Origin of the sequence: Microcoleus sp. FACHB-SPT15 (assembly GCF_014849525.1) — a bacterium.
GTDB lineage: Bacteria > Cyanobacteriota > Cyanobacteriia > Cyanobacteriales > Coleofasciculaceae > Symplocastrum > Symplocastrum torsivum.
Map to the genome: position 1 here is coordinate 62,643 of NZ_JACJNU010000050.1, position 13,115 is coordinate 75,757.

General features: G+C 45.1%; 10 protein-coding genes. 5 read left to right on the top strand and 5 right to left on the bottom strand.

Annotated elements, in window-relative coordinates:
* Positions 1–64 precede the first annotated feature (64 nt).
* The gene (locus H6F98_RS17370) at positions 65–1,075 is read right to left on the bottom strand and encodes an ABC transporter permease (protein WP_192219952.1); all 1,011 of its coding nucleotides are present in this window, start codon (positions 1,073–1,075) and stop codon (positions 65–67) included.
* A 112-nt stretch (positions 1,076–1,187) separates the two neighbouring features.
* Positions 1,188–2,849 (bottom strand): ABC transporter substrate-binding protein, encoded by a 1,662-nt coding sequence (locus H6F98_RS17375; RefSeq protein ID WP_192219953.1) that lies wholly within the window; start codon positions 2,847–2,849, stop codon positions 1,188–1,190.
* A 616-nt stretch (positions 2,850–3,465) separates the two neighbouring features.
* Here H6F98_RS17375 and H6F98_RS17380 point away from each other — a divergent pair.
* From H6F98_RS17380 to H6F98_RS17390, 3 genes are all read left to right on the top strand, one after another.
* Entirely contained in the window at positions 3,466–5,298 is a 1,833-nt protein-coding gene (locus H6F98_RS17380; protein WP_192219954.1) for an ABC transporter ATP-binding protein, read from the top strand.
* Between the two features lie 21 nt (positions 5,299–5,319).
* A complete protein-coding gene (locus tag H6F98_RS17385; RefSeq protein WP_242058583.1) occupies positions 5,320–5,739 on the top strand; it encodes a hypothetical protein in 420 nt (139 codons plus the stop codon).
* A gap of 236 nt (positions 5,740–5,975) precedes the next feature.
* Positions 5,976–8,429 carry an iron uptake porin gene (locus tag H6F98_RS17390; RefSeq protein WP_192219956.1) on the top strand — a complete coding sequence of 818 codons (2,454 nt, stop codon included), beginning with the start codon at positions 5,976–5,978 and terminating at the stop codon, positions 8,427–8,429.
* A gap of 275 nt (positions 8,430–8,704) precedes the next feature.
* On the opposite strand, the gene H6F98_RS17395 is transcribed toward H6F98_RS17390, so the two are convergent.
* Positions 8,705–10,501, bottom strand: a complete 1,797-nt coding sequence (locus H6F98_RS17395) for an NFACT family protein (RefSeq protein ID WP_192219957.1) — start codon at positions 10,499–10,501, stop codon at positions 8,705–8,707.
* A gap of 310 nt (positions 10,502–10,811) precedes the next feature.
* On the opposite strand from H6F98_RS17395, the gene remA reads away from it, so the two are divergent.
* Together remA and gmk are read left to right on the top strand one after the other, a co-directional pair.
* Positions 10,812–11,075 carry an extracellular matrix/biofilm regulator RemA gene (remA, locus tag H6F98_RS17400; RefSeq protein ID WP_192219958.1) on the top strand — a complete coding sequence of 88 codons (264 nt, stop codon included), beginning with the start codon at positions 10,812–10,814 and terminating at the stop codon, positions 11,073–11,075.
* An 18-nt stretch (positions 11,076–11,093) separates the two neighbouring features.
* Positions 11,094–11,645: a guanylate kinase gene (gmk, locus tag H6F98_RS17405; protein WP_192219959.1), complete on the top strand. Its 552-nt coding sequence runs from the start codon at positions 11,094–11,096 to the stop codon at positions 11,643–11,645.
* 103 nt (positions 11,646–11,748) lie between these two features.
* On the opposite strand, the gene H6F98_RS17410 is transcribed toward gmk, so the two are convergent.
* Both H6F98_RS17410 and H6F98_RS17415 read right to left on the bottom strand, forming a co-directional pair.
* Positions 11,749–12,180, bottom strand: coding sequence for a hypothetical protein (locus tag H6F98_RS17410; protein WP_192219960.1), 432 nt, complete (start codon positions 12,178–12,180; stop codon positions 11,749–11,751).
* A 226-nt stretch (positions 12,181–12,406) separates the two neighbouring features.
* Positions 12,407–13,003, bottom strand: coding sequence for an HD family hydrolase (locus H6F98_RS17415; RefSeq protein ID WP_192219961.1), 597 nt, complete (start codon positions 13,001–13,003; stop codon positions 12,407–12,409).
* Positions 13,004–13,115 lie beyond the last annotated feature (112 nt).

Genomic DNA, 13,115 nt, shown 5'->3' on the forward strand with positions numbered 1-13,115 from the left:
GCTTTTTTGTTTTCCTTAATTCATGAACTCTTTCCAACAACTAACAACCAACAACCAATAACCCTTACTGATACTGAATCCTGGGGTCTAATAAAGCGTAGGATAAATCAACAATGAGGTTGATTAGTACAAAAGCAACCGCGACAAAAACGACTCCACCTTGCACAACTGGATAGTCCCGGTTCAGAATTCCTTCGTAAATCCATGAACCAATTCCAGGCCAAGAAAAAATAGTTTCTGTAAGAATAGCTCCCCCTAAGAGTGTCCCAAATTGTAAGCCAATGATTGTTACCACTGGCAGTAAAGCATTCTTCAGTGCGTGCTTGAAAATTACCCAACGCTCAAGCAGCCCCTTTGCCCTTGCTGTGCGGATGTAGTCTTGTGAGAGTACTTCCAGCATTGCGCTACGGGTGATTCGCGCCAGAATTGCTAAGGGAATTGTGCCTAAAGTAAGCGCTGGTAAAATCAGGTGTTTCAAGACATCTTGCAGTGCCTTAAAATCGAACCGAAGTAAGGCATCTAATACATAAAAACCTGTGATCGGTTTAAAGCTAAATCCAGCATCAATACTTAGTCGTCCACTCGGCGGTAGCCAATTGAGGTTAACGGCAAACAGGTAAATTAGGAGTAGCCCTAGCCAGTAAACGGGTAGGGACACACCGAGAAGAGAACCGCTCATCGTCAGGTTATCGACAAAGCTATTCTTACGAACGGCTGCCAAAACGCCAGCAGGAATCCCTAAAATGCTAGCTACTAACATCGCGGCAACAGATAACTCAAACGTTGCTGGCCAACGGATTCTGATTTCTTCTGCAATTGGAACTCCAGTAATGATACTGGTGCCGAAATCTAGACGGATTAAATCCCACAGAAATTTGAAGTACTGTAGCGGCAAAGGTTGATTTAGACCCATACGTTCTCTTAAGGCTTCGACTTGCTGAGGCGTTGCGCGATCGCCCAGCATTGTAAGCGCTGGGTCACCTGGAATTAAGTGCAGGAAGGCAAAAACTAATAACGTAATTCCTAAAATGACTGGCAGCAGGTTAAGCAGACGTTTAGCAATATATCGACCCATGACAATTAGTTGTTAGTTGTTGGTTGTTGGTTGTTAGTCGTAAGTAGTTAAGAGCCAGATTTCAATATTACTAACTACCAATAAATAACTAATAACTAACAACCAATAACCATTACGACTTGGTTACTTCTTCTAAAGGCTCAGAACCCAGGGGGCTGGGAGTCCAACCCGTGACATTCTTGCGTTTAGCGAGAAGGGGTTGTGAGTGAACGATTGGTATACGTACTGCCTCTTTGTTGAGGATTTCATCTACTTGTTTGTAGATTTTTGCTCGTTCTGCTTTATCGCCTTCGGCACGTCCTTCATCCAAAAGTTTGAAGACTTGCTCATTTTTCCAAGTTCCCAAGTCTTGGGTAGCACCTGGCCCAAAGTGAGCATAGTAGAAGTTGTCGGGGTCGCCGTAGTCACCTGTCCAACCAAGCATAAAGGCTTGGAATCCAGGGGGTTTATTACGGTCTTCAAGGTAGGCTGCCCAGTCCTTCGTTTGGAGGGTGACTCTAATCCCAATCTGACTCAGTTCCGCAGCAAAGGCTTCTGCAATCGGTTTTGGGTTGGGGAAATAGGGTCTACTGACTGGCATATACCACAACTCAAGGTCAAAGCCATTGGGAAAACCGGCTTGATCTATAAGCTGCTTTGCCTGTTGTGGATTGTATTGATAGTCTTGAACTTGGTCGGACTGGAACTCTGCTAGAGAAGGTGGGGTAAAGTGAGGGTCGTTTTCACCTAACTCGCCCCAGAAGGCTTTGACAATCTCTTTTTTGTTGATTGCTTGCGCGATCGCTTGTCGCACTTCTGGTTTGGCAAGCGGTTCATAGCTAGGATTCAAAGCAAGATAGCCAACGTTTAAAGAAGGACGCTTGACGGCTTCTAAATTTTGGTCGCTTTGAAGTTCTCTCAATTGGTCAGGGGTGAGATCGACCGTGAAATCAATTGTCCCTGCCCGTAATTGAGCTAACCTTGCTGCTGGGTCAGTGATAAAGCGCATTACCAATTGATTTGATTTTGGTAAGCCTTGCTTCCAGTAGTTAGGATTCTTTTCAAGAACGATGCGATCGCCACTTTGCCATTCCTTAAACAGAAAAGGACCCGTTCCCACAGCCATTGCGGAAGGCGTACCGTAGGAAGCGCCAGCTTTTTTGATCGCATCAGGACTCGCTATACCAAAGTAGCCAGATGCGATCGCATTTGGGAAAGCCGCAAAGGGTTGCTTGAGAACAAACCTAACGGTGTCGGTTCCCTCTGCCGTCACCGCTTGCAGCAGGGAGTTCGGAGATGATTTAAAACCTCCGAACAAATCTGTCCAAATCTCGAAAGTTTTTCCAGCATCACGGTAGCCAAACTCGCTCTTATCGTCCCACCACCGTTCGATGTTAAATCTTACTGCTTCAGCATTGAAGTCAGTACCATCATGAAACTTGACTCCTGGTCTAAGCTTAAATGTCCATGTTTTGCCATCCTCTGAAGCCGTCCACTCCGTCGCTAGACCCGGTTCAATCTCAGTCGTACCTGGCTTAAACTCAATCAGGCGATTGTAGATTTGGTCTTGAACCATGACGGAGTTGCCGTCCGTGATATTGCCTGGGTCTAAGCTTGTTGGTTGTCCGCCTGCACCGTAAACCAACGCTCCGGCTGGTGTGGCGGCTGGGCTAGTTGCTGGAGATGGGTTGTTGCTAGTTTGGCTGGATGGGCTATTACAATTTGAGAGAACAATCGCTAAGCCACAAGCCAGAATCGCCAACAAGATTGACTGCGTTCGCTTCCAATACCTCATTGCATCAGCTCCTTTTTCGAGCAGATTTTTAGCGAGGCGCATGAGTCAAGGATACTACAAATATTACTAATCAAAATCATCTTGATCTGTCGTTAATACAAAGGTAAGTTTCTAATGCTGGCTTACAAGAGTTGCTTAGATTCAGCTTGAGTAATATTGCTTTAAAACCCTAAATACAATATCAGCTTTATGAATTCAAGATTGTAAACTATAACACTGCTCTTCGACCTTTCTAGGTTGATTTAAGTTTAAACATCTTAATAAGAGGCTTGGAGCGGGTGGCTCTAGTGGTTGCTGTAAAATATATCTAAGAGTACAGCTATTTTGACTTTGGTTATGGTAATCATACAGTTTCATTCATCTTCTCTACACTAATAGCTAACCAATCTAAGTGAAGCTAGCGAAACAAAGCATCTACAAATTTGCGACCAAAGCCTCATAAATTGCAGTATTTGATACAAATACAATCAAGGCGTATAGCTTTACTCTTCCATAATGAATTTATACCTTATCGATTTGAGAAACGGCATAGTTAAGCCGATATGATTTAAGAAATAGACGTATTAATATGCAGTTTTAGTTTTGGTTAATAGTTGTTGTAAACAAGTAGAGTATTATGAATACCCCTATTCTTGAAGTTCGTAATCTTTATGTTGAGTTTCCTTCTTCAGGTGAGATAGTACGAGCCGTGAAAGATGTATCCTTCAACCTCGCACTTGGAGAAACAATAGGGATTGTTGGCGAGTCAGGTTCCGGTAAATCGGTAACGTCGCTAGCTGTAATCGGACTGCTGCCGACAGCCGCTAAGGTGACAGGAGAAATCATATTTCGGAATCCCCGCACTCCTAATGCCAATCCCGTCAATCTGCTGACACTTTCTGCTCAACAAAGGCGGACGTATCGAGGTGGGTTAATCTCAATGGTATTTCAGGAGCCTTTAACCTCCCTCAATCCGGTTTATACCTGTGGAGAACAGGTTGTGGAGGCAATCTTACTCCATGAACAAGTTTCTCAAAAAGAAGCGTATCGAAAAGCGATCGCTCTATTTGATGAAGTCAAGCTACCCAACCCCAAAGAGATGATGAAGCGCTACCCTCATCAACTCTCAGGTGGTCAACAACAACGGGTAATGATTGCCATGGCACTCAGCGGCAACCCTGCAATCCTGATTGCTGATGAACCAACGACAGCGTTAGATGTCACAATTCAGGCAACGATTTTACAACTGCTGCGAGAACTACGCGACCGTCGTGGAATGTCAATTCTCTTCATTACTCACGATATGGGAGTAGTAGCGGAAATCGCTGACCGTGTGGTTGTCATGTACCGAGGTCAAGCAGTAGAAACAGCTAAAGTCTATGACCTCTTTGCTAATCCTCAACATCCTTACACGCAAGGATTACTCAACTGTCGCCCACGTCCAGACCAACGACTAAAACGCTTGCCAACCGTGGCAGATTTTATGAAGGTGACAACCAATGCATCAGGAGAATTAGAAATCGTTTCTCAAATCCATAGCCAAGAAGAAAAGGAATTATTACTCGCAGAAGTATCCAGTAGTGCAGTGATAGAACGTTCTCAACAACTGCAACAGCAACAACCTTTACTATCTGTGCGTCACCTCACTAAAGAATTCCCAGTGCGGAGCGGGTTGTTTGGTAAAAAAACAGGATTCAAAGCGGTAGATGATGTCAGTTTTGAGGTCTATCCAGGCGAGACTTTGGGCTTAGTGGGAGAATCAGGCTGTGGCAAAACTACATTGAGTCGTTGCGTTCTGCGTTTGATTGAACCAACGTCTGGTGAAATTATTTTTGATGGCGATTCAGTTTTGGAACTTGATGCTAAGCCACTACGCCACCTCCGCCGCTACATGCAAATCATTTTCCAAAATCCTTATGGTTCTCTAAATGCTAGGCAAACCATCGGAGATGCATTGATGGAACCGATGCAAATTCATAAACTAGGTGGTTCTCCACAGCAACGCCGACAACGCGCAATTGACTTACTCGAACGAGTTGGATTAGGGGAAAGCGCGATGAATCGAATGCCACATGAGTTTTCCGGTGGTCAGCGACAGCGGATTTGCATTGCTCGTACCCTTGCCTGTGAGCCACGGTTTATTATTTGTGATGAGTCAGTCTCGGCACTCGATGTTTCAGTGCAGGCGCAAGTTCTCAATCTCCTCAAAGACTTGCAGCAAGATTTTGGATTAACTTACATCTTTATTTCCCACGATTTGAGTGTAGTGAAGTTTGTCAGCGATCGCATTATGGTCATGAATCGGGGAAAAATTGAAGAAATTGGTTCGGCTGAATCCATCTACAATTCTCCTGAGCAAGACTACACTCATCAGTTAATTAAAGCAATTCCTGATACAAAATTAGAGGATATTCAAGCTAGACAATCAAGCCGTGCTACCGTGGCAGCGAAAGGAGTAGAGGCGAGTTAGATGCACGGGGCGACAAAATTGATGTTTAGCGTTGCGTTGGTGGTTGTTTTAGTCATGACGCTGACAGCTTGTGGTGCAAGTACACCACCTTTGGGGTTAGCACCGAGTAAGCAACTGGTGGAAAAAGCGATCGCGTTTCAAGTCAATCAATCTCAACAGCAGCTAACTCAACAATTACAATCCTCAGCGCAAAAATTTGAAATTACGCAGGTAAAGCTGAAGCAACTAGAACCTCTCTTCGTTGAGAATTTACCTACATACCATATCTTGGGTACCTACACACTCAACGTTAAGCTACCGCAACGGCAACTCGTTCAGGAAAACAATCCTTTTAATATCTATCTACAGCGCCAGAGAGAAGGTAAAACCTGGCGTTTAGCCCTACGCCAAGACACTGGCAAAAACACTCAACCGACTTGGCGCACCTACCTGATTCCGTGAAATTTTGCAGACAACTGTAATCTTTCCCAAATCTTTCCCAAGCTGTAGTAATCTCTTTTTTTCAAATACGCTTAAGTCTTTGTAAAGCCTGATTGTGGTAGGGCAACTTTAGTTGAAACTTGTCCTAGGATTACGTTCAAGTAGCGAAAGCTGTGTATTCATTCTCTAGACGAACTCTTGCAGTGAGAGTTGGCTACATCAATCGTGAACGTTTTGAGTGGGTGTGAGGATAAACAATGATAAATCAAGTATTGTGGCAACGTTGGCTAGTTAACCCAGCTATTTTAGGAGGAGCGATTGTTGCTTTATGGGGCGAGTTGCCCTTTACATCACTTGGTGTCACGCCAGCCTTTGCAATCGAACCTGTTGTAGATACGGCTACTCAAATACCATCAGCAACAGTTACAACTCAGCCTCAAACCGTTGAAACCTCAGTTTCTGTCACTTTACCAACAACGGCATCGACCTCGGAGACCACACTAGAGAACCCTGCTTATTCAGCAACGCTAGAAACAGACAAAACAGACACATCTATTGCACCAACAATTACAGCAACCTCAGAACGTGAAGAAAACTCAGCTAAGTCACCACTGCTAGAAACAGAGACATCTGTGGAGGTTTCTGAGGTACCTGTAGAGGTTAAGGATACGACTCTACTTGAACAAATTGATAACTACAGCAATGAAGCTGGCGTTAGTAGTGTTGAGCAAGTTACCAATGTCTCTCAGCTACGGGATGTTTCTCCCAATGACTGGGCATTTGAAGCGTTGCGATCGCTTGTTGAACGTTATGCTTGTATCGCTGGCTATCCAGATGGTACGTTTCGCGGCAATCGGGCATTAACTCGCTATGAGTTTGCCGCAGGTTTAAACTCCTGTTTGCAACAGATTGAGCGTCTCATTGCTGCCAATACTAGTGAGTTTGTTAGCCGCGAAGACTTAGAAACACTACAACGGCTTATTCAAGACTTTGAAGTAGAACTTGCTGCTTTAGGGACGCGAGTTGATACCTTGGAAGGGCAGGTTGCTTTCCTTGAGGACAATCAGTTTTCTACCACGACGAAGCTTGAGGGAGAAGTGATTCTGGGGTTTGCAGATATCCTAACCGGAGACAATGTCCTTGGTGAAGATGTCGATGACATTGCGGTTTTTGGCAGTCGAACCCGTCTGAACTTTGAAACGAGCTTCACAGGTCGAGATCGATTAAGAACACGATTGGAAGCCCGTGGACTAGAAACCTTCACGGAGCGAACTGCGACGTTCGAGGGAAATTTGGCATTTGCCGATGCCGATGCGGATAATGATGTCGAACTTGAGGAGTTAACGTATACCTTTCCTATTGGTGAAAGTACAGAAATTTTCATTGCCGCTAATGGAGGAGACGCTGAGGACTTTGCCAGCACTGTCAACTTCTTAGATGGCGATGGTGGTTCTGGTGCGCTGACTCGCTTTGGTACTCGTAATCCTATCTACTATCTTGTTGAAGGGGCGGGTATTGGGCTTCGGCAACAACTGGGCGATTCACTAGAGCTGAGTTTGGGGTATTTAGCAGGTGATGCTAACAATCCTGATGACGGCGGTGGTTTATTTAATGGCCCTTACGGTGCCCTCGCACAATTAGTTTATAAGCCAAGCGATCGCTTTCAGATTGGCTTTACTTACATTAACTCCTACAACCGTGAAACCCTTACAGGTAGTCCAGCTTCTAACCCTCGGACAACACTTCGCACCCTCGGAGATCAACCTGTAAACGTTAACTTTCAGCCCGCCCCTGTACCGACAACCCCAATTACTTTTCTCGCCAATCAACAAATCCCCCTTGGCACAGCACTGCCAACCGGAACAACACTTCCTGCCGGAACAACACTTGATGCACCAACAACGCTACCCATTGCGATCACGATTCCTCGACCGGGACCAATACCAGGAGTAATAACCGTTCCCGCCGGAACTACAATTCCTGCTGGAAGCTCCCTTCCACAACCAATCACACTTCCCATAGACTTTGTACTTCCAGCACCGATAACGCCTTCAGCCGATATAGTTCTTCAACCACCAACAACACCTCCTCTTGACCCGATTGTTTTTAACGGCACCATAGGCGAGTTACTGGCTGAACCTAGCTTTGCTGGGATTCCTTTGGGTTTTGACCTCGACATCCCAGTTGTTAGTAATTCTTACGGAATAGAGTTCTCCTGGCAGGCTAGTAAAAAATTTGTTCTGGGTGGCTGGGTCGGTTACACGACATCAATCAACTTATCAACAGGAAATGGTTTAATTACTCGCGGCAGTTTTAATAGTATCAATGGTGCGATTACCTTGGCATTCCCCGACTTAGGTAAAAGAGGTAACCTAGCAGGGATTATTGTAGGTGTGGAGCCAATAGTCCTTGACACAGATATTGATGTCAATCAAGGCTTACAAGATTTAGTCGATCCAGCCAATTTAAATCCCGCCTTAATCGCTGCTGGAGTTGCCTTGTTAAACTCGGCACCAGCAATTCTAGATGTATTAGACGATTTTGATGAGCCAGACCCCGATGTCTCACTGCACGTTGAGGCGTTCTACCAAATGCAGTTGACCGATAATATCTCAATTACGCCTGGGATTATTTGGATCACAGCTCCTGGTTCTCTCGCTACCAACTCTGACTTGGTGATTGGCACTATCCGCACCACGTTTAGTTTCTAGCGATTGTTAGTGGTCATCAGCGGAGCCATCAGCGATCAACTCGAAGCTGACCGCTGATGGCTGACCGCTTTCTGCTATGTGCACATCAATTTATGAGCAATTTGTATCAAAAAAGACCAGCTATAACGGTAGCTGGTCTGATAATAATTAAAAATTATGTTGTCGCTCTACATAGAGAAAGCCCAAGCTGCGCGTTCCCAATTCGGCAGCAGTAAGATTTCTTTGTACTTATCGTAACAGAAAACACGATTTTTCTGTAACCAAAATTTACAGTTTTATAGGGTGTCATCCTCCAAAAGATAGTTGTTGCCTTTTTGAGGACGCCCCCAAAGGATTCGTTCTCGTTTATAAATCGCCATGCCAGGTTTAGCTCCCTTTGGCTTATAGACGTGCTTGGGTTCTGTGTAGACAACTGGAACTTGGTCGCTCTGACGCGCTTGGCTGTAGTGCGCGGCGAGATCTGCGGCAAACTGTAAATCTGCTTCATCAGGTACAGTTCCCGCCTGTAGACGCATGAGGACATGGCTACCAGCAATTTCTTGAGTGTGGAACCAGAGGTCATAATCACCAGCCGTGCGAAAGGTGAGTTGGTCATTCTGTCGATTGTTTCGACCAATCAACAACTCAAACCCACTAGGTGTTCGATACCGATGTGGCTCAGAGACATTGCTGACCTCGCGACTACGTTGTTCTGGGGCATCGAGATAGCGTTGCCCAATCAGTTCCTCGCGAATTTCTTGCAGTGTCTGTAAATCTTCGGGAGTCGCGTAAGTATCGAGTTGGTTTAAGGATGCTTCTACCTGTTCTAAATACTGAATTTCTTCTTGCACATCCTTGAGCAGTGGTTCAACGGCTTTGCGAGCACGTTTGAGCTTTTGGTGGCGCTTGTATAGGGCTTGGGCATTTTGAACAGCATTCTTTTCTGGATTCAAAGGAATCGTCACTGGCTTGCCAGTATCAAAGTCAGCTAGGGTAATGCTCTTCATCCCCGGTTCCCACTCGTGGAGGTGCGCCATTAGTAGGTCAGCTTGTTGTCGTTGCTGGTCGGCTTGGTCAGATTGCTGCAACCGTTCTTCAAAGGTAGAGGCTTTCTGGCGTAATTTTCCTAAAATATTGCCGAGCTTCTGCGTGAGTTGGTGACGCAACTGGGCAAATTCTTGTTGGTTGAGTTCAGCAGTGTAGTAGGAATCCAGTAAGGATTGAACATTCGACACTGGCTCAATCATCCCCCAGCCTAAAACGGTGTATCCCTGAGTTGTCCAGCCAGGTTGGAACTGGGAGGAGTGCGAAGACGTGTCTACTGTTGCAGATTGACTCCCACCGATGTCTTCCCCATTCCCCATTACTTGCAACCATTCTTGCCAACGCTGAAATAGCCGTTGCCAGTCGGAGGTATCAAGGCTCTCGGTAGATTGGTCAGGGTTTAAATCGGCAGCTTGTGCCATCGAACGCACTAGTGCTGGACTTAAACCCCGGTAACTTTTGAGCAATTGACGCTGTAGCGCTCCAGGTACGAGACTCACTCGTTCTTGCCACCGCTCTTGGGATTCGCTCAAATTGGGGGACGTACCAGTAAGGGCGGGTGGTCGTTCGTAGGGTTGACCTGTTTGAATCGGGCGAATGCTGGATTGCTGGGAGCTGACTTGATGAGCAACAGTGATAATCAGATTATCGGCACCTGTGAGGATGACGTTACTGTATTTGCTTATAATTTCGACGTAGAGGTGGAAGCTGGCTGCTTCTCCGGGGCGTCGAGCAAATTGCAGGTCTAGTACACGCTCCCACGGTGCGATCGCTTCTATCCCAATTAGAGCAAGACCTGTTAACTGGTGCCGTAGTTGGTCACTAAAGGTAAAGGTATCTGGTGTTCGGGGGGGTGGGTCACTTAAGCCAATTCGAGCGGCTTGGGGGTGCCAGCAAATTGTTAGCCAACCTCGACTCTTGAGGGTACGCAAGCCAATAGCAATCGTAAAGCGATCGCGTTGATATACCTGTTCAGTGCGTCCTGGCACCCACTCAGAACGCAGCTCACAACAAGCCGCCATCAGGGTAGTAAAGTCAACCGGTTGCATCTACAAGCCGTCTTTTTATTAGTTATGTGAAGCATCTATCTACTTCCATCCTCGCAGATCGATGACTTTGGTTCCTGATTTAGTGGGTGGATTTCCCCTCTGTATCTATGTACAAACCCTTATAAATTTGCCACAAGCGATAAGCTGTTCACCAAAAAAAGCTGACGGCTGAACGCTGATGGCTGATAGTCAAAACCTAAAAATCCGGCTTTTTTGTGGATTTTAGCCTTGTAAGCCTAAATTATTGTGGATACCATGGAGGTTAAATCTCTAAAATCGCTCGTATTGCGGCTCTCGCCGTTAGCTCTTCATGGACATTCAACTGATTAACATCGGTTTTGGTAACATCGTGTCGGCAAACCGAGTCGTTGCGATTGTCTCTCCAGAGTCTGCTCCGATCAAGCGCATCATTACAGATGCACGCGATCGCGGACAGTTAATTGATGCCACATACGGGCGTCGCACTAGAGCTGTAATCATCACTGATTCCAGCCATATCATCCTCTCAGCCATTCAACCGGAAACCGTTGCTCATCGCTTTGTTATTAGCAAAGATGGTCCCAGCAGCAATTAAACCTCTCATTTAGTCAAAATGCAAGTAGGTAAACTCATTGTCTTGACAGGTCCTAGTGGGGTTGGTAAAGGGACTCTACTGCGATCGCTTTTGCAACGTCACCCAGAACTGTATCTTTCCGTCTCAGCAACAACACGCCAACCTCGTCCCGGCGAAATCGACGGACAACACTATTACTTTGTCAACCGTGACAAGTTTGAACAAATGGTGAGTGCAGGAGAGCTTTTGGAGTGGGCGGAGTATGCGGGTAATTACTATGGGACACCCCTTACCCCAGTAGAACGCCAAATTCAACTCGGTCAGTCCGTAATTTTAGAAATTGAAGTGGTTGGGGCAAGGAAAATCTATCACACGTTCCCGACTGCCTTACGCCTTTTTATTTTGCCCCCGTCTTTAGCGGAACTAGAACAACGGATTCGGGGTCGGGGTCAGGATAGTGAAGAAGCGATCGCTCGACGATTGTCCCGTGCAAAAGCTGAAATTGAGGCCGCTGATGAATTTGATGTTCAAATTGTCAACGACGACATGGAGCAGGCGTTGCTTCTCATCGAGGCTGCTATTTTTGGATGATGGTTTTCAGTAGGGAAAAGGGAATAGTTCACGGTGACGAGAAAATCTTCCTTTTTCCCTTGCTGCCCTTAAAATGATTCAGCAACATCAATAAAAAAGCCGCTTAAACTAGGTTCCAGTTATGCGGGTCTTTGAGCTGCTTTATGAAACCTCGTGCAATTAATAAACTAGAAGTCCGAGTTTTCAAGCCAGCTTTGATTAAGTAATATCCCGGCTTAGCTTGTATTCCTTCATACTCGGTTCCCACTCTCCAGGCTCTGCCGCAGTATGTTCTACCTCCTTTTATCGTTACTAAGAGATTTTTTCCTGCCTTTTGTTCAACAGGTAGCATAAAAATCGCATAAACATTATGCCGACCATTCCAAGGTTTAACAATAACTTGGTAAGGGTGACCATACGTTTTTCCTGCCTTAAAATTCGCTAATACAGGTTCTGGACAACTCGATTGGTCATTGAATTTTCTATAGAAAGCAAAAATAATACAGGCAACAAATAAAATTGCTATCAGAGCCAAATAAAATTTGTTAACTTTCATGCAAGTATGCTATGTATTCCCTTAAATTTAATGACACCAGGTATTAGTAGCTACACTCTACACATCAGATTTTTAGGTTTCTGTCAAAGTTTATGCAAGGTGTATAAACTTTTGTTCACGAGTCCATTCAAACATAGCAAACTACTCTTGTGAGGTCACCTTAGGCAAATAGCCGAAAATCAAGTTATTTGGCTGAATCTTGGCAGGATTGTTTATTTTTAACGATTTATGGTGCTGGTTTTAGATACCCAGCGTTTACAGATTCTTCAAGAACTTGTTCTACCAAAGTCCAAAGTTGAGGCGCACCCGTTTTAATCGGCTTCATGCGCTCGATAACCTTGTCAAGCGTAATCCCATGAATTCGCCAAGTACCACCTGCTGTTTGCTGATTATGCAATAGTGGCTGCAAGCGATCTAACGCTGTGGCAAATTGAGCTTCTGATGTCTGTTGGGCTTCAAACTCTTCCCAAAGCGATCGCAATTCTATACCTTGTTCAACAGGAAGCTGTCCAAACAATCGTGCTGCTGCCTGTTTCTCCCGTTCCGCTTTGCCCAAGTTACCTTGAACATCGTAGCAAAATGTATCTCCAGCATCGATTTCTACTAAGTCATGAATCAATAACATTTTAATAACTTGTAGAACATTCACTGGTGCTGGTGCATACTCACTTAGAAGCATTGCCATCATTGCTAGGTGCCACGAGTGTTCAGCACTGTTTTCCCGCCGTGAACTATCGGTTAGAAGCGTTTGGCGTAAAACTCCTTTTAGTTTGTCAATTTCGACAATAAATTGAATTTGTTGAGAGAGTCTGTTGTCCTGCATATTTTTAGAGTCTATTAATAAAACGCTGCTTCTACAGCGTTAGGGATCAGAATATCACTTGTCAATTTTTTTATGGTCAAATCTTGAAGTAATTGATAAATAATCTTCTGCA